At 61.3% G+C, this 20,599-nt stretch carries 21 protein-coding genes and 1 pseudogene; 13 read left to right on the top strand and 9 right to left on the bottom strand.

The features are described 5' to 3' along the window. The first annotated feature begins 122 nt into the window (after positions 1-122). The 7 genes from J3P79_RS15250 to J3P79_RS15220 are packed head-to-tail and all read left to right on the top strand — an operon-like array spanning position 123 to position 6,459. Positions 123-800: a thermostable hemolysin gene (locus J3P79_RS15250; RefSeq protein WP_434603808.1), complete on the top strand. Its 678-nt coding sequence runs from the start codon at positions 123-125 to the stop codon at positions 798-800. Then, a complete protein-coding gene (locus J3P79_RS15245; RefSeq protein WP_434603805.1) occupies positions 790-2,271 on the top strand; it encodes an AMP-binding protein in 1,482 nt (493 codons plus the stop codon). The genes J3P79_RS15250 and J3P79_RS15245 overlap by 11 nt, the downstream gene beginning before the upstream one ends. Next, the gene (locus tag J3P79_RS15240) at positions 2,268-2,942 is read left to right on the top strand and encodes a TenA family transcriptional regulator (RefSeq protein WP_434603802.1); all 675 of its coding nucleotides are present in this window, start codon (positions 2,268-2,270) and stop codon (positions 2,940-2,942) included. Before J3P79_RS15245 ends, J3P79_RS15240 begins: the two co-directional genes overlap by 4 nt. Then, positions 2,929-3,738 (top strand): SDR family oxidoreductase, encoded by an 810-nt coding sequence (locus J3P79_RS15235; protein WP_434603799.1) that lies wholly within the window; start codon positions 2,929-2,931, stop codon positions 3,736-3,738. Before J3P79_RS15240 ends, J3P79_RS15235 begins: the two co-directional genes overlap by 14 nt. Continuing rightward, positions 3,735-4,379, top strand: coding sequence for a tetratricopeptide repeat protein (locus tag J3P79_RS15230; RefSeq protein WP_434603796.1), 645 nt, complete (start codon positions 3,735-3,737; stop codon positions 4,377-4,379). Before J3P79_RS15235 ends, J3P79_RS15230 begins: the two co-directional genes overlap by 4 nt. A gap of 11 nt (positions 4,380-4,390) precedes the next feature. Next, positions 4,391-5,053, top strand: coding sequence for a response regulator (locus J3P79_RS15225; protein ID WP_434603793.1), 663 nt, complete (start codon positions 4,391-4,393; stop codon positions 5,051-5,053). Next, entirely contained in the window at positions 5,050-6,459 is a 1,410-nt protein-coding gene (locus J3P79_RS15220; protein WP_434603790.1) for an ATP-binding protein, read from the top strand. The genes J3P79_RS15225 and J3P79_RS15220 overlap by 4 nt, the downstream gene beginning before the upstream one ends. Here the strand turns inward: J3P79_RS15220 and J3P79_RS15215 are convergent. The 7 genes from J3P79_RS15215 to J3P79_RS15185 all read right to left on the bottom strand — a co-directional run bounded on the left by J3P79_RS15215 (position 6,445) and on the right by J3P79_RS15185 (position 12,148). Next, complete coding sequence (locus J3P79_RS15215; protein WP_434603787.1) at positions 6,445-7,524, bottom strand: ArsO family NAD(P)H-dependent flavin-containing monooxygenase; 1,080 nt, start codon at positions 7,522-7,524, stop codon at positions 6,445-6,447. The two genes, J3P79_RS15220 and J3P79_RS15215, sit on opposite strands and share 15 nt — an antisense overlap. Before the next feature lie 95 nt (positions 7,525-7,619). Then, positions 7,620-7,808, bottom strand: a complete 189-nt coding sequence (locus tag J3P79_RS15210) for a YgaP family membrane protein (protein WP_057448108.1) — start codon at positions 7,806-7,808, stop codon at positions 7,620-7,622. A 13-nt stretch (positions 7,809-7,821) separates the two neighbouring features. Next, entirely contained in the window at positions 7,822-8,241 is a 420-nt protein-coding gene (locus tag J3P79_RS15205) for a DUF6691 family protein (protein ID WP_434603783.1), read from the bottom strand. Between the two features lie 2 nt (positions 8,242-8,243). After that, positions 8,244-8,678, bottom strand: coding sequence for a YeeE/YedE family protein (locus J3P79_RS15200; protein ID WP_434603780.1), 435 nt, complete (start codon positions 8,676-8,678; stop codon positions 8,244-8,246). A 43-nt stretch (positions 8,679-8,721) separates the two neighbouring features. After that, a complete protein-coding gene (locus tag J3P79_RS15195) occupies positions 8,722-9,525 on the bottom strand; it encodes a sulfite exporter TauE/SafE family protein (protein ID WP_434603778.1) in 804 nt (267 codons plus the stop codon). A gap of 28 nt (positions 9,526-9,553) precedes the next feature. Next, positions 9,554-11,224 (bottom strand): TIGR01244 family sulfur transferase, encoded by a 1,671-nt coding sequence (locus tag J3P79_RS15190; protein ID WP_434603776.1) that lies wholly within the window; start codon positions 11,222-11,224, stop codon positions 9,554-9,556. Positions 11,225-11,269: 45 nt separating this feature from the next. Continuing rightward, the gene (locus J3P79_RS15185; protein WP_434603773.1) at positions 11,270-12,148 is read right to left on the bottom strand and encodes an MBL fold metallo-hydrolase; all 879 of its coding nucleotides are present in this window, start codon (positions 12,146-12,148) and stop codon (positions 11,270-11,272) included. A gap of 228 nt (positions 12,149-12,376) precedes the next feature. Between J3P79_RS15185 and J3P79_RS15180 the strand changes: the two genes are divergently transcribed. From J3P79_RS15180 to J3P79_RS15155, 6 genes are all read left to right on the top strand, one after another. Then, a complete protein-coding gene (locus tag J3P79_RS15180) occupies positions 12,377-13,699 on the top strand; it encodes a sigma-54 interaction domain-containing protein (RefSeq protein ID WP_434603770.1) in 1,323 nt (440 codons plus the stop codon). A gap of 165 nt (positions 13,700-13,864) precedes the next feature. Next, positions 13,865-14,041, top strand: a complete 177-nt coding sequence (gene cydP / locus J3P79_RS15175) for a cytochrome oxidase putative small subunit CydP (RefSeq protein WP_014338536.1) — start codon at positions 13,865-13,867, stop codon at positions 14,039-14,041. Further along, positions 14,038-15,609, top strand: a complete 1,572-nt coding sequence (locus tag J3P79_RS15170; protein ID WP_434603766.1) for a cytochrome ubiquinol oxidase subunit I — start codon at positions 14,038-14,040, stop codon at positions 15,607-15,609. Before cydP ends, J3P79_RS15170 begins: the two co-directional genes overlap by 4 nt. Continuing rightward, positions 15,602-16,738 (top strand): cytochrome d ubiquinol oxidase subunit II, encoded by a 1,137-nt coding sequence (gene cydB, locus J3P79_RS15165; protein WP_434603763.1) that lies wholly within the window; start codon positions 15,602-15,604, stop codon positions 16,736-16,738. The genes J3P79_RS15170 and cydB overlap by 8 nt, the downstream gene beginning before the upstream one ends. A 23-nt stretch (positions 16,739-16,761) precedes the next feature. Then, entirely contained in the window at positions 16,762-16,884 is a 123-nt protein-coding gene (cydX, locus tag J3P79_RS15160; RefSeq protein WP_003201151.1) for a cytochrome bd-I oxidase subunit CydX, read from the top strand. Continuing rightward, entirely contained in the window at positions 16,881-17,168 is a 288-nt protein-coding gene (locus J3P79_RS15155) for a cyd operon YbgE family protein (RefSeq protein WP_434603759.1), read from the top strand. The genes cydX and J3P79_RS15155 overlap by 4 nt, the downstream gene beginning before the upstream one ends. 110 nt (positions 17,169-17,278) lie before the next feature. Here J3P79_RS15155 and J3P79_RS15150 read toward each other — a convergent pair. Further along, positions 17,279-17,768: pseudogene (locus J3P79_RS15150) on the bottom strand (hypothetical protein). A gap of 41 nt (positions 17,769-17,809) precedes the next feature. Then, on the bottom strand, positions 17,810-20,557 hold the full coding sequence (locus tag J3P79_RS15145) for a cation-transporting P-type ATPase (protein WP_434603756.1): 2,748 nt from the start codon (positions 20,555-20,557) through the stop codon (positions 17,810-17,812). Positions 20,558-20,599: the final 42 nt, after the last annotated feature.

Genomic DNA, 20,599 nt, shown 5'->3' with positions numbered 1-20,599 from the left:
GCGCTAAGCACCACTCCCAGGAATAGCGATGCAGACTGCCTGCCGGGTATCCCATCTTCAGACTCCATTAAGAAACGAGTTCGATACTCCTCCCCAACAACCCCTGGGGAGACTGTCGGCTCATGCCCGATTTCAATTGGAACATTCACTTGCCACTGGCCTTCGGCGGCGTTGGCCAACCGCTCCGCCATTTGCACCGGGGACTGCCGGCGCACCCCCGGCGCGCTGAGTTCGAAGCGTTTATCCAGCAACGTTTTCGCCAGGTCCACGGTGCTGATATCCGGCATTTCATGCCCGAGCTGTTCGGACTCGATGATGCGCACGGCACGCTCTGCGCCGTGGCAGGGGTGCGCCGCGCCGCCCAGGGGGCGCTGTTTCTCGAGCGTTATCTGGATGAGCCCATCGACCCTTTGATCAGCGCCGCGGCGGACCGCCCGGTGGACCGTGCCGGCATCGTCGAGGTGGGCAACCTGGCCGCTTGCGACACCGGCAGCGCCCGGTTGAGCATCATCGCGATCACTTATCTGCTGGCCATGGGCGGTCTGGAGTGGGTCGCGTTCACCGGCAATATCGGCCTGGTCAACAGCTTTCATCGCCTGGGCCTCAAACCCGTCACCTTGTGTCCCGCCGATCCGCAACGCCTCGGTGAGGAGCGCCACCTCTGGGGCCGCTATTACGAAAGCCAGCCGTGGATCCACGTCGGAAACATTCGTGCCGGTTTCATCCATCTGCGCAATACCGGCCTGTTCAGTCGGCTGGGGTTGCCAACGAATCTGGGAGAAGCCTGCGATGTCGCCTGAAATGCAGCGGTTCAAGGAGACGTTGCGCGGGCATGCGCAGCGGCGGGGGCATGCCATTGCGTTGTGGGGCGATGGTTCGCAGCTCGACTACGCAACGCTGTATTCGGAAGTGGTGTACCGCCAGCAGCGTCTGCGCGAGGAAAACGTCCAGGTCGTCGCCCTGGCCCTGGACAATGGCATCGACGCCATCCTCTGGGATCTGGCGGCGCTGTTCGAAGGCCTGACTTGCGTCTACCTGCCAGGTTTTTTCAGCCAGGCTCAACGTCGCCATTGCCTGGAGCAGAGCCAGGCCGAGCGAGTGATCGCCGAGCCGGCGTTCGACGCCGAACTGCGAGCCGCCGGATACCAGCACAGCGGCGAATTCTGGCGGCGGCATTTCGACGGCCCGAGTCGTTTGCCGGCGGGCACTGCCAAGTTGACATTCACTTCTGGTACCACCGGCACGCCTAAAGGTGTTTGTCTAAGCGCTGAAAGTCTTTTGCGTGTGGCCCGCGAGCTTGAACAGGCCAGTCGGCCAGTTGAGGCCAGGCATCACCTGGCGTTGCTGCCAATGGCCGTTCTCCTGGAGAACCTTGGCTGTTATGCCGCGCTCTATGCCGGTGCAATGCTGAGCCTGCCCAGCCAGAAGAACCTGGGCATCCAGGGCGCCAGCGGGGTCGACCCTGCACGGTTGCTGGGATGCCTGGCCGAGCGCCGGGCGCATAGCCTGATCCTTGTGCCGCAACTGCTATTGATGCTGGTCACGGCCGCTGAAAGGAAGATGTTCAACCCGCACACCGTCCGCTTTGCCGCCGTTGGCGGTGCACGGGTGTCCCACGATTTGTTGCAACGGGCCCTGCGTTTGGGGCTGCCTGTGTTCGAAGGCTACGGATTGTCGGAATGCGCCTCGGTGGTGTGCCTCAATCGCCCCGAAGCACATCGCGCCGGCAGTGTCGGCCAGCCGCTGCCCCATGTGCAGGTGCGCCTGGCCGAGGACGGCGAAGTCCTGGTCAAGGGTTCGACCTTGCTTGGTTATCTGGGTGACCCCCCGCACACCGGCGAATGGTGGCCCAGCGGCGACCTGGGCGATTTCGATGAAGACGGTTTCCTTTACCTGCGCGGTCGCAAGAAGCACCAGTTCGTGACCAGTTTCGGGCGCAACGTGAACCCCGAATGGGTTGAAGCCGAACTCACCCAGGGCGGTGACATCGCCCAGGCCTTCGTTTATGGCGAAGCCATGCCTCACAACCATGCGTTGCTTTGGCCCACCCGCGCCGACTGCACGGATCAAGCGCTGGAACTGGCCGTCGACAAGGCCAACGACTTGCTGCCCGATTACGCACGTGTCCACCGCTGGACACGTCTGGATCAACCTTTCACCGCGGCCAACGGCCTGCTCACCGCCAACGGCCGTCCGCGCCGCGAGGCCATTGTCGAGCAGTACCGGACGCTGCTCACCGATCCCGTTCTGTCCGAGGAATCACCATCATGAGTTTTTTCGACACCTTGCAGGAAGCGACACATCACGAACGCCAGACGCTGTTCAACCTGCCGATCATCCGTGACGCCCTCGAAGGCCAGGTCAGCCTGGAAAGCTACCGCAGCTTTCTGATCCAGGCTTACTACCATGTCCGCCACACCGTACCGTTGATGATGGCGTGCGGGGCGCGCCTGCCGACGCGCCTGGAATGGCTGCGCAAAGCCGTGTGCGAGTACATCGACGAAGAATACGGCCATGAGCAATGGGTGCTCGATGACATCGCCGCCTGCGGTGGTGACAAGGACACGGTGCGCAACGGCCAACCGTCGTTGTCCATCGAGCTGATGGTCAGTTACCTCTACGATTTGATCGCCCGAGGCAATCCGGTCGGCCTGTTTGGCATGGTAAACGTGCTCGAAGGCACCAGCATTGCGTTGGCAACCCACGCTGCCGACAGTATTCGCCAACACCTGGAACTGCCGACGAGCGCGTTCAGCTACCTCAGCTCCCACGGTTCCCTCGATATCGAGCACATGCAGACTTATCGCGCCCTGATGAACAGGCTGGACGATCCGGCCGACCAGGCGGCGGTGATCCACGCCTCCAAGGTGGTGTACCGGTTGTACACCGACATGTTCCGGGGCCTGCCTCGCAATGGGGCGCCAGAACATGCGCCTGTGTGACGCGCGTGTCGTGCTGACCGGGGCCAGCGGTGGGATCGGCCTGGCCATCGCTACCGCCCTGTGCGCCAGCGGGGCACGTGTGTTGGCCGTGGCGAGGCATCGTGAGGCCTTGCAGCCGCTGATCGAACGCTACCCCCAGCACGTGTGCTGGGTGGGTGCTGACCTGACTTTTCTGGCTGATCGACGCAAGGTGCTGGCCGCCGCCGAAGCCATTGGCGGCATCAACTTGCTGGTCAATGCCGCCGGTATGAATCACTTCGCCATGCTCGAACAACTCGATGACAGCGAGATCAATGCCATGCTGGCGCTGAACATCAGCGCGCCGATCTGCCTGACCAAACTGCTCTTGCCGCTGCTCAAGCAAGCTGAAAACGCGATGGTGGTCAACGTCGGTTCGACTTATGGATCGATCGGCTACCCGGGGTATGCCAGCTATTGCGCCAGCAAGTTTGCCTTGCGCGGTTTTTCCGAAGCCTTGCGCCGGGAGCTGGCCGATACCCACGTCGGCGTGCTCTATGTAGCGCCACGAGCGACCCGCACCTCGATGAACAGCCCGGCCGCCGACGCACTCAATCGTGCGCTCAAGGCCAACGTAGACGACCCGCAAACCGTCGCGTCGGCGGTGATCCACGCGATCATCGGCGACCGTCGAGAGTTGTACCTGGGCTGGCCAGAGCGCTTTTTCGTCGGCCTCAACAGCCTGTTGCCCAACCTGGTGGACCGTGGCCTGCGCAAGCAACTGCCGCTGGTCCGTCGTCTCAGTCACAAACCCGAAAACGAGCACCCCAAGCCATGAAAAGAATCTTTGCCTGCCTGTTGATTGGCGCCCTCAGCCAAGGCGCCTGGGCGCTGGATGCGGCTGACCAGCAACGTCTCAGCGACATCCAGCACAATTGGGCCCACATCCAGTATGAATTGCCCGAAGGCCAACGCGCCGATGCCTTCGAAAAGCTCGCTGCCCAGACTTCGGCATTCAAGCAGGAGCGCCAATCGGTGGCCGAAGCATGGATCTGGTCCGGCATCGTCAACAGCAGCTGGGCCGGGGCCAAGGGTGGGATTGGTGCGCTGGGCAAGGTCAAGGATGCCAGGAGCGACCTGGAAAAAGCCCTGGCCCTGGACCCCAAGGCCCTGCAAGGTTCGGCCTACACCAGCCTCGGCGCACTTTATGACCGGGTGCCCGGCTGGCCTCTGGGTTTCGGTGATTCAGACAAGGCCGAGCAAATGCTCACACAAGCCTTGCAACTCAACCCTGATGGCATCGATAGCCTGTACTTTTGGGGGGATCACCTCTACCGTCAGAAACGTTACAACGAAGCCAAGGCAGCGCTGCAAAAAGCCTTGAAGGCTGCCCCGCGGGTGGGCCGGGAAGCGGCCGATGCCGGTCGCCGCAAGGAGATCGACGCTTTACTCGTGCAAGTGAACAAGCAACTGAACTGACCGGAGCGCGCGTGCGTTTATTACTGATCGAAGATGATGTGGCCTTGGGCGAAGGCATCCGTCAGGCACTGGTCCGCGAAGGCTATACCGTCGACTGGGTCCAGGACGGCAGCAGCGCCCTGCATTCGTTGCTCAGTGAAACGTTCGACCTGGCGGTGCTGGACCTTGGCTTGCCCCGCATGGACGGATTGCAGGTGCTGCGTCGCTTGCGCGACAGCGGCTCCAACCTGCCGGTCTTGATCCTCACCGCGCGGGACGCGACTGAGGATCGCATTGCCGGGTTGGACGCCGGTGCCGATGACTACCTGATCAAACCCTTCGACCTGGCGGAACTCAAGGCCCGGCTACGGGCCTTGTTGCGCCGCAGCGCCGGCCGCGGCCAGGTGTTGATCGAACATGCCGGCATCAGCCTGAACCCTGGCACCCAGCAAGTCAGCTACCAGGGCAAGCCGGTTGCCTTGACCCCCAAGGAGTATCAATTGCTTCATGAACTGCTCTCGCCGCCGGGCCGGGTCATGACCCGCGACCATCTGATGCAGCTGCTCTACGGTTGGAGCGAAGAGGCCGAGAGCAATACGCTGGAAGTGCACATCCATCACTTGCGCAAGAAATTCTCCAGCGACCTGATCCGTACCATTCGAGGTGTCGGTTACCTGGTGGAGGAGCGCCGATGAGTTCGATCCGGCGGCGTACCCTCACGTTGATTCTCGGCCTGCTGTTCCTTGGCCTGTTGATCATCACCGTGTTCAACCTGCATGACAGCAACCACGAAATTGCCGAGGTCTACGACGCCCAGTTGGCGCAAAACGCTCGCCTGTTACAGGGCGTCATGCGCATGCCGATGGCGAGCAGGGAGCACGCCGAGCTGTACCAGGCGTTCAACTCGACGCTGGGCCAGGCAGAGCCGAAAGTCGATGGTCATCCGTACGAAAGCAAGATTGCGTTTCAGGTCTGGAATTCACAGGGAGCGGTGTTGGTTCATACGGCCAGCGCCCCGTCGTTCACCGCGCCGCCAGTGGCGCCCGGTTTCAGTGACGTCGTGGATCAGAGGGGCCGCAAGTGGCGGGCGTTCGTCCTCGACGATGAACAATACGGCTTGAAGATCTGGGTCGGTGAGCGCGACGACGTGCGGGCCGACCTGGTGGATCGCATTGTTCGTCACACCGTAGTGCCCAACCTGATTGGCAGCATGATACTGGCTGCGGTCATCTGGCTGGCCATCGGCTGGGGCCTAAAGCCTCTGGTCGATATGGCGGCCAAGTTGCGCGCAAGGCATCCCGGCTCCCTGGAGCCTTTGCAGTTGATGCCGCTCCCTACGGAGCTTGAGCCCATGCAGGCGGCGCTCAACCGTGTGTTGGCGCAGATCCAGGAAGTCATGGGGCGCGAGCGGCGTTTCATCGCCGACGCTGCCCACGAAATGCGTACGCCGTTGGCGGTGCTGCGGGTGCATGCGCAGAACTTGATGGAGGCGGGGAGTGAGCAAAGTCGTCGCGAGTCCCTGGAGCATCTGCTCGCCGGTGTCGATCGCACCACGCGCCTGGTCAATCAGTTGCTGACCATGGCACGGCTTGAACCGCAGGTGGCTGCCGAAGCGCCGGCACTTATCGACCTGGCCGCCACGGTTCGCGCGAGCCTGGTACAGATGACGCCCTGGTTGTTGAGCAAAGGACTCGAGCCGGTGCTGGACGTCAGCGATGATATAGGCCTGGTTCGAATCGATCCCGTGGCCATCGATATTGCCTTGAACAACCTGGTGACCAACGCCGCCAATTTTTCCCCTGCCAATGGCACGATCACCGTACGGCTGCTTCGCAAAGGCGACCACTGCGAACTCTCCGTCGAAGACCAGGGACCAGGCATCGACGAGGCCGAGCGTGAGCGGCTATTCGAACGTTTCTACAGCCGTGGCAATGACCAGGGCGCGGGGTTGGGCCTGACCATCGTGCGCGCTATCGCTGATCGTCTGGGGGGGCAGGTCCGTTTGGCGAATCGTCCCGAAGGCGGGTTATGCGCGACCTTGGAAATGAGCGGCGCCCAGGCTTGCCAAGGCTCTGCCAAGGCGCGTTCAAGCCGAGCCTGAGCTGCCGAGAAACGTCGCGATTTCGCTGGCCGTACTGCGTGCCGTGCGTGTGACGCCGATCAATGTGGCAGAGGCTGAACCTGTCCACTCGCCGTAGCCCACCAGCCACAGCCTGGGTTCTCGGACGGAGCGGGTGCCTTGCACGTCGACGCGGCCTTCGTCATTGATGACGCCCAAGGTGGCCAAGTGGGCCAGCGCGGGCTTGAAGCCGGTGCACCAGATCACCACATCCACCGTTGATTCATGGCCGTCGGGCCAGACCACGCCGTTGCCGGTAAAGCGCACGAATGGCCGGACCGACTGCAGGACGTTGCGTTTACGGGCCTCGACCACTGGCGGTACCATGACGATGTCACCCAATCCGCCCACGGGCTGGTCGATGACACGGCCTTCCTGCTGGGCTTTCCAGCGTTCGGTGGCGCGCTCGAACAACACGCGGCCGTCGACCTCGTCGGGAAGGAACAGCGGCTCGACGGGCGTGACCCAAGTGGTCTCGGCGACTTTCGACACCTCGGCCAGAATCTGCGCTCCTGAATTACCGCCGCCCACCACCAGGACTTTCTTGCCGGCGAAAGGGGAGGCCTCGACATAGTCTGCCGAATGCAGTTGCTGGCCGGTAAACAACGCCGCGCCGGGATAGTCAGGGATGTAGGGGTTGCTCCAGGTGCCCGTTGCGCTGATCACGACCCGGGCGTCCCATTGCCGGTCCTGAGCATGGACGCGCATGCCCGTTTCGGTCCGCTCTACACGAGTGACCTGCACGGGTCGCACCATGGGAAATTCATAGCGCTGCTCATAGTGCTTGAGGTAATCGATCACATGGTCTCGCGAAGGATAGCCCTCCTGTGCGGGTGGCATCATCCAGCCGGGGATCGAGCTCCAGGTTGCCGGTGAAAACAGTCGCAGCGAATTCCAGCCATGGCGCCAGGCACCTCCGGGTTCTTCCTGGGCGTCGAGAATGACGAACGAGAGGGGCGTGCGCCGCAGGAAATAGGCCACTGCCAGGCCCGCCTGGCCCCCACCGATGATGACCACATCATACGTATCGGGCTGTGGGCAGGGCATGGCAGTGTCTCCTTGGGGCGAGGATGTCTGTTGCCAGACTCCGAGGGGGGCTTGCAGGGTGAATGGCCGTTCCAGGAGAAGGGCCGTAGCGTGCCTCAGCAACGTTTGCAGGTCTTGATGCCCAATAACGAATAGAGCGGGCAGAAGCGAAAGATACCAGTGGCCAATGGCACCAGGCCAATCCAGCCCCACGCACCGATCAGGCCCGTCAGGCTCAGGATGATGAGAACAAGCCCCGCGGCAATACGTGCGCCCCGGTCAATGGTTCCAATGTTGGCTTTCATGGCAATCTCCCGATCAATGAACGCGCCGGGTTTCCAGCGCGGTGAACAACAACATGCCCGCCAACATGGCCAGCATGAACACGAAGGCTTGCCAGTGTCCGGTCAGCAGGATGGCCACGGCGGGGCCAGGGCAGATACCGGCGATGCCCCAGCCGATACCAAATACCAGGCTGCCACCGATCAGGCGTGGGTCCAGTTCACGCTTGACCGGCAATTGCATGGGGTTGCCCAGCAGCGCATGAGTCTGTTGGCGCGCCCAGGCCAGCGGGACAATAGCGGTGCCGATCGCCCCGATCATCACCAGCGCCAGGGATGGATCCCAAATGCCGGCCAGATCCAGGAAGCCCAATACTTTTTTCGGGTTGGCCATGCCTGCCAGGAGCAGCCCTAGGCCAAAGAGCAGCCCGGCGATGAATGCCGTCAGTTTGCGCATGTTCAAACTCCCATCACGTGACGCAGGACAAATACCGTGACGAAACCGCTGAGCATGAAACACGCCGTGGCAACCATCGAGCGTGGCGACAGGCGCGATAGACCGCACACGCCATGGCCGCTGGTGCAGCCCGAACCGTAACGAGTGCCGACACCCACCAACAGGCCCGCGACGATGAGGCCGAACCAGCCACTCTGGAACTCGATCGGCGGCAAGGTTGCAAACACGCCCCATAACAGCGGCGCGACAAGCAGGCCGAGGAGAAACAGCGCCTTCTCTCCCAACCCTTCGCTGCCGCGCTGCAGCAGGCTGCCGATCAGCCCGCTGATGCCGGCGATCCGGCCATTGGCGACGACGAATAGGCTGGCAGCCAGGCCAATCAACATGCCGCCGGCCAGGGATGACCACGGCGTAAAGTTGAGCCAGTCAAGATTCATCAGCGTTCTCCGATGCACAATCGTTGATATTCCACCAGGCGATTCAATCCAGGGCTTTTACCAGCAGCGCGACCGCCACCAGCGTGGACACAAGGGCGAAGCCTCTTTGCAGGTAGGGTTCCGGCAACCTCGCAGCCACCAGGCGCCCGCCGAGCATGCCGACGATGGCCCCCATGGAAAAGGGTAGCGCTATCGGCCATTGCAGGTGGCCCATCGCCGAACTTGCCAGCACGCCTGCCAGCGAAACCAAAGCGATGACGGTCAGCGACGTGGCGAGCACCGATTGCGTGGTCAAATTGGTGTACCGCTGGAGCGCCGGAACCATGACGAAACCACCGCCCACTCCGAGCAGCCCGGAAAGCACCCCGGCGATCATGCCCGAAGCCGTGAGCGCCCACGCGCAAGGGCCGGTCCAGTTCAGCTTGCCGCGATTTTCGTCCAGGACACAGGGCGGCGGTTTGCGTGGGGTGGAAGCCTTTGCCCCGACACGAGAGTGCAGTGTTTTTTGCAATGCCCGAAACGCCACGTACATCAGCAACAAGGCAAACAGGATCGTCAACGGACGGTTGGGTGTGCGCTGCGCCAGCCAAAGGCCCAGCGGCGAGCAGATGACCCCCGCACTGGCCGTCAGCAGTGCGGCCTTGTAGCGCACGATGCCGTTGCGCAGGCCCATCACGGCGCCCACGGTGGCGGCCAGGCCCACCGCCAGCAAACCAATGGGGCCGGCTTCGGCCATGCTCAAGCCCACGCCAAAAACCAGGAACGGGACGGCGAGTATGCCGCCGCCGGCCCCGGTCAGCGCCAGAATCACGCCCACCGCAAAGCCCAGTAGCAGGACGGCAATCATCTCGGTCTCCTGGAGCAGAGGTTTGATTTCATAGGTCGGCCAGCTCAGGCTTCGCCAGCCATTCACGGCCCTTGAGCATGCCTTTCCAATACAGCGGCGGAAGAATCCGCTCTTTGAGTAGCCAGGCGAGTCTCGAAGGCCGAGTACCGTCGATCAGCCAGGACGGGAAGCTGGGGGCAAGCTTGCCGCCATAGGTGAATTCAGCCAGAACGACCTTGCCCCGTTCCACGGTCAGCGGGCAGGAACCGTAGCCGTCGTAATGGGCGCTGCCCTTGGCCTTGCCCATGGCCGCCAGCACATTATGGGCGACCACGGGTGCCTGCTTGCGCGCCGCCGCGGCGGTTTTGGCGTTGCCGGTGTTGGTCGCATCGCCCAGTGCGTGAATATTCGCCCAGGTTTTATGCCGCAAGCTGTCGGGGTCGACATCGATCCAGCCCGCTCCGTCGGCCAGAGGGCTTACGCGGATAAAATCCGGCGCCACCTGAGGGGGCACGACATGCAGCAGGTCGAAGTCGTGCGTCACCAGGTGCGTACTGCCATCGGCCTTGACGCACCTGAAGGTCGCCGTTTGTGCCGGTCCATCGACCGACGTCAGCGTACTCCCGAAATTCAGGTCGATCCCATAGGCGCGCACGTATTCCATCAGGGCCGGGACGTAGTCGGGGACGCCGAACAAGACCGCCCCGGCGCTGCAGAAGTCGATCTCGATATCGCTGAGTACTCCTTGGCGTCGCCAGTGGTCGGCGCACAGGTACATCGCCTTTTGAGGGGCTCCGGCGCATTTGATCGGCATGGGGGGCTGGGTGAAGATGGCCCGGCCACTGCGCAGTTGCTGCACCTGTTCCCAGGTGTAGGGGGCCAGGTGGTACAGATAGTTCGAAGTGACGCCGTTACGCCCCAGTGTCTGCGGCAAGCCTTCAACGGCATGCCAATCCAGTTTCAGTCCGGGGCATACGATCAATTGCTCGTAGCGGACCACCCGGCATCCATCGAGAATGACGGCGTCGTTTTCAGGCTCGAAAGCCGCGACAGCCGCTTTTATCCAATGCACGCCCCGGGGGATGGTCGTGCCCATCGTGTGGGCGGTTTGGTGCGCCTCGAACACGCCGCCGCCGACGAGCGTCCAGCCGGGTTGGTAATAATGCACATCCGCCGGATCGATGATGGCAATGTCCAGCCCTGGCTCGCGTGCCAATAGACTGGAAGCCGCGGCGATGCCCGCCGCGCCGCCGCCGACAATCACCACCGCATGACGAGCCTCGGCCACGCCGACAGGGGTGCGTCCGTCGTTGGCAATTCTGCGAATGACACCTTTCATGTCGAAACCGGCTTTGCTGGCGGCTTCGACAATCTGTGGCAAGGGCTGCTGGCCGGCCTGGGACAATGCCCACATCGTCGTCGAGCGCATGCCGGAGCGGCAATACGCCAACACGGGCTTGGGCAAGGACTCGAGTAATTTACCGAAGGCAACGCCCTGGTCATCGGTCACCTTGCCGGACTCTGCGGCAAGATAGTGCGCCTCGATGCCCATGGCTTGCGCCGCACGCTGGATGTCGGCGAACAAAGGTTGATCGCTGCCTTCACCATCGGGGCGGTTGCAGATGACGGCGCGAAAGCCGCTGGTTTTGATCTCACTCATTTGCTCGGGGTGAATCTGCCCTGAGATCGAGAGGCCGGACGCAAGGTGGCGGATGTCCATGACTGTCTCCGTGATGACGGTTTTTTCTTATAGGGGCGGGTGTTGTCAGAGCCGATTGAGCGGAATTTTCAGGTAGCACGTGCCGTTCGATTCCGGCTCCGGAAAATGCCCGGCCCGCATGTTGACCTGGACCGACGGCAGGATGAGCGTTGGCATGTCCAGCGAGGCGTCGCGCTGGGTGCGCATCGCCACGAATGCTTCTTCGCTGACGCCGTTACGGACGTGGACATTGTCGGCACGTTGTTCCGCGACGGTGCTGGAAAATTGGACCTCGCGGCCGCCGGGTTGGTAATCGTGACAGGTGTAGAGGAGGGTGTTGGCCGGCAGGCTCAACACCTTGTTGATGGATCGGAACAAAGTGTGCGCATTGCCACCGGGGAAGTCACACCGTGCGGTGCCGTAGTCAGGCATGAACAAGGTGTCGCCAACGAATGCGGCCGTTTCCTGACCTTCGCTGATGACATAGGTCATGCAGGCGGGCGTATGGCCCGGTGTGTGGAGCGCACGGCATTGCAATGTGCCGAGCGTAAACGTCTCGTCGTTGACGAACAGATGGTCGAACTGGCTGCCATCGCGGGGCATCTCTCCACCGACGTTGAACAGCGAGCCAAAGGCAGCTTGTACCGTCGCAATCTGGCTGCCGATCCCTATTTTGCCGCCGAGTTTTTCCTTCAGGTACGGCGCGGCGCTGAGGTGGTCGGCATGGACGTGGGTTTCAAGGATCCATTCAACCTTCGCCTCCAGTTCGATCGTCCTGGCCACCAGCTTGTCGGCCGAGGTGGTGGTGGTTCGCCCTGATTTAGGGTCGTAATCCAGGACGCTGTCGATCAACGCGCACTGGCGGGTCGCTTCGTCCAGCACCAGATAGCTGACAGTGTGGGTCTGCGGGTCGAAAAATCCTTCGACGTGCGGTTTTATGCTCATGAACGGTCTCCTTCGGGGCGCTCGGCCGCTTGAAGGACAGACACAGCAAGAAGGTTGCCATGTCGATTCCGGGAGCGATATTAATGCGTAACGCTATGATTTTGTTCATTAAAAACCATGGATGCCGGCAACGCACGTCACGATCTCCAGACAATTTCACTGCCAATGGCAGCGTTTGTTGGCATAGTGGCAGTGCCACCTTTGCTGGACGCATTCACTGGAGCCGTGATGACCCACAGCCTGCCGCCCACCCATGACCCGCTTCCACATCCAGACCAGGTGCAATCTTTGGTCTCGTTTCTGGAACACGAGCCCCAGCCGATGATCGTCCTCGATCCGGATTACAACATCCTGGCAGCGAACACCGCTTACCTGCGTCAGTTCGGCAGCGCCGACAAACCGTTCATTGGCCATAAGTGTTATCGCATTTCCCACCACTACGATGTGCCCTGTGACCAGGCCGGCGAGAACTGTCCGATGAAAAAGGCCAGGGAAATGCGCAGTCCAGATAGAGTCTTGCACATCCACCACACCCCGCGCGGGCCGGAACATGTCGATGTGGAGTTGCGCCCGATCCTCAATGAGCATGGCGCCATCACCGCTTATGTGGAGCGTCTGACCCTGGTGCGCAGCGCCTCGGCCCGGCCCAGTAATGAGGGGCTGGTGGGCAGCTCGCCAGCCTTTAACCAGGCACTGGCGGAACTGCAGCGGGTGGCGCCCTCGATGTTGCCGGTCCTGCTGCTGGGAGAATCCGGCACCGGCAAGGAGCTGTTTGCCCGCGCCGTCCACGAAACCAGTGAGCGGGCCGCGGGGCCTTTTGTCGTGGTCGATTGCTCCGGGTTGACCGAAACCTTGTTCGAAAGCGAACTGTTCGGCCACGAGAAAGGGGCCTTTACTGGCGCCTCCATGCGCAAGGCAGGCCTGGTGGAGACAGCCCAGGGCGGTACGCTGTTTCTCGATGAGATAGGCGACGTTCCCCTGGCCATGCAGGTGAAGCTGTTGCGATTGATTGAATCTGGGACCTATCGCCGTGTCGGCAGCGTGGAAACCCTGCACGCCGATTTCCGGCTGGTGGCCGCGACCCATAAGCCGTTGGAAAAGATGGTGGAGAAGGGCGAGTTCAGGCAGGACTTGTACTACCGCATCAGCGTTTTCCCTATCCATTTACCGCCCTTGCGTCATCGCCTTGAAGACATCGGCTTGCTGGTGGATTCATTCCTGCAACGCTCCGGCATTGGTAAGCGTCGCCTGACCATCGATCCCGGGGCGCTGCTGCAATTGCAGCGGTTTGCCTGGCCGGGCAATATCCGCGAGCTGCGCAATGTCCTGGAGAGAGCCGCGCTGTTTGCCGACGACGGCGTCATCCATTCCTTGCATCTGCCGCCGATTCCGACGTCGTTGTTACTTCCGGCCTTGACGCCTGGGCACGATAGCAAGGACCTGGAACAAGTCGTGGCCACGTTCAAGGGCACCCGCAGCGAACTGGCCAGACACTTGGGTGTGAGTGAACGCACGTTATACCGGCGGTTGAAGGAACAAGGCTTGGCCTGAGAGCCATCGGCCTCGACTGCCAATGACTGCCAACCTCTGGCAGTTTGGCAGCCTCTACTCTCTCCAAACCAGGCGATGAGCTTCGGTGCCTATCGCTAATCCATTGTTCTATAAGCATAAAAAATGAATAAAGGCATTGGCATGAGCCGTGCTAATGCTTGCCCCATGACTATTTCCGATAAACGACTGCGTCGCCATCTGCTCACAGCAGTGCTGATCAAACTGGTCGTGCTGACCGTGCTGTGGTGGCTGTTCATCAAGGATTCGCGCGTCAGCGTCGACTCGAACACCATCAGTGACAGGTTCGGCGTACCCACCTCGGCTCAAGGGGCAAGCAAGTGATTTCAGAACAACTGGTGGATTTGTCACGGCTGCAATTCGCAGCCACTGCGCTGTACCACTTTCTGTTTGTGCCGCTCACCGTGGGGATGGTGTGGCTGCTGGTCATCATGGAAAGCGTCTACGTGATGACCGGCAATGTCATCTGGAAAGACATGACTCGCTTCTGGGGCAAATTGTTCGGTATCAACTTTGCGTTGGGCGTGACCACCGGCATCACCTTGGAGTTTCAGTTCGGCACCAACTGGGCGTACTACTCGCACTACGTCGGGGACATCTTCGGTGCTCCGCTGGCCATCGAGGGCCTGATGGCGTTCTTTCTTGAATCGACCATGATCGGGTTGTTCTTTTTCGGTTGGGATCGCCTGAAGAAAGAACATCATTTGCTGGTCACGCTGCTGATGGCCATTGGCACAAACCTGTCGGCGCTGTGGATTCTGATCGCCAATGGCTGGATGCAGAACCCGGTGGGCTCGGAATTCAGTTACATCACCATGCGCATGGAAATGGTGGATTTCTGGGCCGTGGTCTTCAACCCGGTGGCGCAGGCCAAGTTTGTCCACACGGTGTCTGCAGGCTATGTCACCGGCTCGATGTTTGTGTTGTCGATTTCCAGTTGGTACTTGCTCAAGGGACGTGATGTCGAGTTCGCCAAGCGCAGTTTTCGGGTGGCGGCCGCCTTCGGCCTGGCCTCGGTGCTGAGTGTCATCGTGCTGGGGGATGAGTCGGGTTACACGGTGGGCGAGGCGCAGCAAACCAAGCTGGCGGCCATGGAGGCCATGTGGGAAACCAAACCGGCGCCGGCGGGCTTGACCCTGGTGGCCAGCATCAATGAAGCCGAATCCAGGAATAACTGGGAACTCGATGTGCCGTGGATGATGGGCTTGATCGGCACGCGCTCCGTCAGCAAGCAGATTCCGGGCATCCATGACATCAAGGCAAAAAACCGCGCACGTATTTTGTGGGGCATTACTGCCGTCAATGCGCTTGAAGCGCTGCGCGCCGATCGCACCGATAAGGCCGCGTTCGATACCTTCGAAGCGTACAAGGCCGATCTGGGCTTTGGCCTGCTGCTTAAAAAGTACGTCGAGGATGTCAACCTGGCCACGCCGGCCATCATCGACAAGGCAGTGAACGATACCGTACCGCGCGTGACTCCGATGTTCTGGGGATTCCGGATCATGGTGGGCCTGGGCTTTGCCATGCTCGTGCTTTTCGGGCTGGCCTTCTGGAGCACCTTGAAGTCGAGCGGCGCACATCCCCGCGGGTTGTTGCGCTGTGCACTTTTGATGCTGCCTGCGCCATGGCTCGCCTGTGAACTGGGCTGGTTCGTGGCCGAGTACGGCCGCCAACCCTGGACCATCTACGGTGTGTTGCCGACCCACATGAGCGTTTCCACCCTCAGCGTCGATAACCTGTACGGCTCCCTGGCTGGGTTCGTGGTTTTCTACACGGTGCTGCTGGCGGTGGAAATGTTCCTGATGGTCAAGTTCGCCCGCCAGGGGCCTGGCAGCCTCGGTACCGGTCGTTATGTCCACGACGCCAAGTTGAAGGAGCTTCAGCATGCTTGATTACTTCACGCTCAAGATCATCTGGTGGGCGCTGGTCGGCGTCCTGCTCATAGGTTTCGCCATCATGGACGGCCACGACATGGGCGTCGGCACGCTGCTGCCGTTCGTGGGGCGCAATGACATGGAACGGCGTGTCGTGATCAACACCGTGGGGCCGCATTGGGATGGCAATCAGGTCTGGTTCATCACCGCCGGCGGCGCTTTGTTCGCTGCATGGCCGGTGGTCTATGCCACGGCGTTCAGCGGGTTTTACTGGGCGATGATCCTGGTGCTCTGGGCGTTGTTCTTCCGCCCGGTGGGTTTCGACTACCGCAGCAAGATCCACCATCCGGTATGGCGCAGTACCTGGGACTGGGGGCTTTTCGTGGGTGGGGCCGTGCCGCCGCTGGTGTTCGGCATCGCGTTTGGCAACTTATTGCAGGGCGTACCGTTTCACTTCAATGAATACCTGGTGTCAACGTACACCGGCAGCTTCTGGCAATTGCTCAACCCTTTCGCGCTGCTGACCGGTGTGGTCAGCAGCGCCATGATTACGCTGCAAGGTGGCGCATACCTGGCCCATCGCACCGAGGGCAGCATTCAGTCCCGGGCGATAAAAGGAGCGGTCGGCGCTGCCATCGTGCTGGTGTGTTCGTTTGTCGTAGCGGGCATCTGGCTGCAATGGATCGAGGGCTATCGCATCACCTCGCTCGTCGATACCGGTGGGTTGCCAGACATTCTCGGCAAGTCGGTCGTGAGGGAGGCGGGGGCCTGGATGGCCAACTATGGTCGCTATCCTTGGCTGTGGCTGCTACCGGCGCTTGGCCTGGCCGGCGCAGCCGCTGCGGCGCTGTTGCTGATGGGGCGGCGTACCCTTTGCGCGTTCGTCGCGTCATCGCTTGCGGTGGTGGGTGTCATCGGTACGGCAGGGGTATCGATGTTCCCCTTTGTCATGCCGTCGTCATCGATGCCGGCGGCCAGCCTGACCGTGTGGGACAGCGTTTCCAGTCACCTGAGCCTGGCCATCATGTTCTGGGCCACGTTGTTCTTCATGCCATTGATCGTGATCTATACCGCTTGGGCGTATCGCGTCATGCGCGGCAAGGTCACGGCCACCCAGATCAACGCCAACGAACATTCAGCCTACTAGTGTCGACATAGGAGTAACGCAATATGTGGTATTTCGCCTGGATGCTGGGAGTCGGTTTTGCACTGTTGCTGGCGATACTCAATGCAATGTGGGGTGAGAACGAGGCCGGTCGAGCCATGAGCGACCGTGACGAGGCGCAGCCATGACGCCGGATGTCGCCGAGGTCCAGCCCTCGTCACGGCTGCATCGGCTGAGCCTGGCCGTCGCGGTGACGATCATGTTGGCCTGTACGCTTTACCCCCCACTGATGACGGCGTCGGACGGAAGAGCCGACCATGCGCTGGCAACGGCATTGTTCATTGCCATGAGCGTGGCCTTTGTCAGAGGGGTGGGGTTCATTCCGCGCAGGCTTGTCTGGCGAAAGATGTTCTCGGGCTGGATCTGCCTGGCGGCGCTTGCGCTTGCCGGCGGGTTGAAACTCTTGCACTGAGGCTGATGACACGCCCGCGATGACTGCACGGTTGTCGAAAACCTCACCTGCCGACGCGGCAGGTGGGGTGGGCAGCACTTGGAGGTCAGGCGCGGCCCTGGGAGACAGGTCTATGGCGCTGGCGTACCCATGTTCTGCTGGTGCTGCATCATCTGCTCCATCATCATCTGTTGCATGCCCATGTACCGGTCCATCATGTACTGGTGCTGTTTCATCTGTTCAGGCGTCATTCGGGAATAGTGGCTACCCATCTGCTTCCAACCCATCATCGAGCCGTTGCCCTTCATGTGGCCGCCCATCATGCCGCCCCCGCAGCAGCCCATCATCCCGTTCATTCCCTGCATGCCTTGCTGCATCATGGCCTGGTGTTCTTGCATGAGTTTCTGGCGTTGCGCCGGGTCGGTGGTTTTTTTGGATCAAGCTCATTTGCTCCTGCATTTTCTTCAGGTTTTCCTGAGCCTTCGCCATATCCTGGTCAAATTTCTCAACGCTCGTGGACTGCGGCGTCGGTTGGGCAGCATCGGTGTCTTGTTGGGCAAACGTCAACGTGGGGAAAAGCACCGCGGTCAGGGCGAGGACGGCGAGTCTGGTTGCGTTCACGGTTCAGGTCCTTGCAGGGTGGGTGGGCAGGGGAGTGATCGTCACGGCTGACGATCGGGCTCGGTTAAACGCAGTCGAAGCTGTTTTTCAATCTCGATGAGGGCGAACAGCGCAATGCCCACGCCAATGACCAGCAATCCATCCATGAAGGGCACTGCTTGGGTTGCAAACACGGTCTGCAGCGGCGGGGCGTAGGTGATGGCGAACTGGGCGACGGTCACCACGGCGACAGTCACCCACACCACCTTGGTTCCGCGAATGGCTTGCCAAGTCAGCGACGTACCGTAGAGGTTGCGGATAAAGAACAGATGGAAAATTTCCATCACGACCAAGGTATTCACCGCCAGGGTGCGGGCCAGTTCGATGGGGTAGCCCCGCTCCAGGGCATAGGAAAAAATGCCGTACACCCCGCAGAGAAAAAGCACCGAGACAAACACCATATGCCAGACCAGCGCACCGCTTATCAGCGGCTCCTGCCTTGAGCGAGGCGGCCTGCGCAGGGTGTTGCCTTCAGTCGGTTCGAACGCCAGGGCGATGCCCAGGGTGATGGCGGTGATCAGGTTGATCCACAGGATCTGTATCGCCGTGACCGGTAACGTCAAGCCAAACAGCAGCGCAACGATCAGGGTCATTGTCTCGCCCGCGTTCGTCGGCAATGTCCAGCTCAGGACCTTCTTGATGTTGTCGTAGACCGTCCTTCCTTCACTTACAGCCGCGACGATCGAGGCAAAATTGTCGTCCGCCAGTACCACGTCCGCGGCTTCCTTGGCGGCCTCGCTGCCTTTGCCGCCCATGGCGATGCCGGCGTCTGCGCGTTTGAGGGCTGGCGCATCGTTGACGCCGTCGCCCGTCATCGCCACGGTCATGCCGTTCGATTGCAGCAGCATCACCAGCCTGAGTTTATGTTCAGGGCTGGTTCGGGCAAAGATGTTCACGCGCTTGAGCGACTCCTTGAGCGTCGCATCGTTCAGGCTGTCCAGATCCGCGCCGGTCAGTACTTCGTCCGGGTTGAGCAGACCGATCTGGCGCCCGATGGCAGAGGCGGTGCCGGCGTGGTCTCCGGTAATCATTTTTACTGCGATGCCTGCCGTCTGGCATTGTTTGATCGCCTGGATCGTCTCCGGGCGGGGCGGGTCGATCATCCCGACCAGGCCAAGCAGGGTCAGTGACCCTTGCACGTCGGCAAACTCCAGGATGACGTGTTCCGTCGGGACTGACCTGACGGCGAGCGCCAACACTCGCTGGCCTTTGCTGGCGATGAGATTGGCCTGCGCCTGCCAATAGTCGGCGTCGAGCGGGGCGGTAGTCCCGTCATTGCCCCGCTGTTGCTTGCACATGGCCAGAACCTGCTCCGGCGCGCCTTTGACATAAACAATCGCTTGCCGGTCATGGTTGTGATGCAGCGTCGCCATGAAGCGGTGTTTGGCGTCAAACGGAATGGCATCGGTGCGGACCCAGGTGCCTCGTTCTTCGTCGCCGTTGAGGCCGGCCTTGGCGCCAAACACCAGCAAGGCGCCTTCCATGGGATCGCCTTCGACTTTCCAGGTTTCTTCGTGCTGCCTCAACCTTGCGTCATTGCAAAGGCTGGCTACGCGCGCCAGTTCGGCCAGCACCGGGTGATGGGCGGTATCAATCAATTGATCGGCGAGGTTCATGTTCCCCGAGGGCTGATAGCCTGCGCCATCGACCGTGAAAGTCAGGTCATGGGTGACGACCGACACCACCATCATCTCGTTACGCGTGAGCGTGCCGGTCTTGTCCGTGCAGATGACCGATACCGAGCCCAGTGTTTCGATGGCTGGCAAGCGACGAATGATGGCGTTGCGGCGGGCCATCGCCCGGACGCCCACCGCCAGCGTAATGGTGAGCACCGCAGGCAGCCCTTCAGGGATGGCGGCAACCGCCATGCCTACCACGACCATGAATATCTCGGAGAAGACGTAATGCCCGACGAAATGGCCATAGATGAGTAACAGGCCAGCGATCAGCAGGATCAATAGCGTCAGCCAGCGTGCGAAGGCGTCCATCTGCTGGATCAGCGGTGTCGTCAGTGACTCCACGTCTGCCAGCAGGTTGCTGATACGCCCGATTTCGGCGGATGTCGCAGTGGCGACGACGACCCCCGTGGCCTGTCCACACGTAACGAGGGTGCCGCTGAAGGCCATGCAGGCGCGGTCACCCAGGGGCGCTTGCGGGCGTACCGATTCGGTGTGTTTTTCCACCGGGGCGGACTCTCCGGTCAGGATGGCTTCCTGGACCTGGAGCCTGTTGGCATGCAGCAGGCGCAGGTCTGCGGGCACCTTGTCGCCGGCCTCCAGCAAAACGATGTCGCCAGGTACCAGTTCGTCGCCTGCGATGCCCAGGCGCTCGCTGGCGCGAATCACCGTAGCCCGCGGGGCGAGCATTTCGCGGATGGCGTCCATGGCTTTTTCGGCCTTGCCTTCCTGGATATAACCAATGATGGCGTTGGCAACGATCACGGCGAGAATGACCGCCGTATCCCACACGTGTTGCAGAATCGCGGTGATCACAGCCGACCCGAGCAGTACATAAATCAGGATGTTGTGAAATTGCAGGAGGAATCGCCGCCAAGCCGGCCTTCGGGAAGATTCCGGCAGGCGATTGAAGCCGCTGCGGGCAAGTCGGGCCTGGACCTGTGCCCCGTCCAGGCCAGCTTGCTCATTAACGCCCAGCCGCTCGAGCACCTGCCCAGCGGACAGCGCGTGCCAGGCCTCTACGTCCGTGGCGATGAGTTGTTGCTGGGCAGGCGTATCGATGGGTCGGTTCATCAGCCGGGTTTCCTGGAACGCTGAGTGGTTCTACGGGCCATC

This window comes from Pseudomonas sp. R1-7 (assembly GCF_051132105.1).
Lineage (GTDB): Bacteria > Pseudomonadota > Gammaproteobacteria > Pseudomonadales > Pseudomonadaceae > Aquipseudomonas.
The sequence above is the reverse complement of the archived record's forward strand: the minus strand, read 5'-3'. Positions and strand labels throughout refer to the sequence as shown.

What these genes read in the sequence shown, in the direction of transcription:
- J3P79_RS15250 (WP_434603808.1), top strand. Translation starts at nt 123, where the DNA reads ATGCCCGATTTCAATTGGAACATTCACTTGCCACTGGCCTTCGGCGGC.
- cydB (WP_434603763.1), top strand. Translation starts at nt 15,602, where the DNA reads ATGCTTGATTACTTCACGCTCAAGATCATCTGGTGGGCGCTGGTCGGC.
- J3P79_RS15230 (WP_434603796.1), top strand. Translation starts at nt 3,735, where the DNA reads ATGAAAAGAATCTTTGCCTGCCTGTTGATTGGCGCCCTCAGCCAAGGC.
- J3P79_RS15200 (WP_434603780.1), bottom strand. Translation starts at nt 8,678, where the DNA reads ATGAATCTTGACTGGCTCAACTTTACGCCGTGGTCATCCCTGGCCGGC.
- J3P79_RS15180 (WP_434603770.1), top strand. Translation starts at nt 12,377, where the DNA reads ATGACCCACAGCCTGCCGCCCACCCATGACCCGCTTCCACATCCAGAC.
- J3P79_RS15220 (WP_434603790.1), top strand. Translation starts at nt 5,050, where the DNA reads ATGAGTTCGATCCGGCGGCGTACCCTCACGTTGATTCTCGGCCTGCTG.
- J3P79_RS15210 (WP_057448108.1), bottom strand. Translation starts at nt 7,808, where the DNA reads ATGAAAGCCAACATTGGAACCATTGACCGGGGCGCACGTATTGCCGCG.
- J3P79_RS15155 (WP_434603759.1), top strand. Translation starts at nt 16,881, where the DNA reads ATGACGCCGGATGTCGCCGAGGTCCAGCCCTCGTCACGGCTGCATCGG.
- J3P79_RS15185 (WP_434603773.1), bottom strand. Translation starts at nt 12,148, where the DNA reads ATGAGCATAAAACCGCACGTCGAAGGATTTTTCGACCCGCAGACCCAC.
- J3P79_RS15245 (WP_434603805.1), top strand. Translation starts at nt 790, where the DNA reads ATGTCGCCTGAAATGCAGCGGTTCAAGGAGACGTTGCGCGGGCATGCG.
- J3P79_RS15215 (WP_434603787.1), bottom strand. Translation starts at nt 7,524, where the DNA reads ATGCCCTGCCCACAGCCCGATACGTATGATGTGGTCATCATCGGTGGG.
- J3P79_RS15205 (WP_434603783.1), bottom strand. Translation starts at nt 8,241, where the DNA reads ATGCGCAAACTGACGGCATTCATCGCCGGGCTGCTCTTTGGCCTAGGG.
- J3P79_RS15195 (WP_434603778.1), bottom strand. Translation starts at nt 9,525, where the DNA reads ATGATTGCCGTCCTGCTACTGGGCTTTGCGGTGGGCGTGATTCTGGCG.
- J3P79_RS15145 (WP_434603756.1), bottom strand. Translation starts at nt 20,557, where the DNA reads ATGAACCGACCCATCGATACGCCTGCCCAGCAACAACTCATCGCCACG.
- cydP (WP_014338536.1), top strand. Translation starts at nt 13,865, where the DNA reads ATGACTATTTCCGATAAACGACTGCGTCGCCATCTGCTCACAGCAGTG.
- J3P79_RS15240 (WP_434603802.1), top strand. Translation starts at nt 2,268, where the DNA reads ATGAGTTTTTTCGACACCTTGCAGGAAGCGACACATCACGAACGCCAG.
- J3P79_RS15190 (WP_434603776.1), bottom strand. Translation starts at nt 11,224, where the DNA reads ATGGACATCCGCCACCTTGCGTCCGGCCTCTCGATCTCAGGGCAGATT.
- J3P79_RS15235 (WP_434603799.1), top strand. Translation starts at nt 2,929, where the DNA reads ATGCGCCTGTGTGACGCGCGTGTCGTGCTGACCGGGGCCAGCGGTGGG.
- cydX (WP_003201151.1), top strand. Translation starts at nt 16,762, where the DNA reads ATGTGGTATTTCGCCTGGATGCTGGGAGTCGGTTTTGCACTGTTGCTG.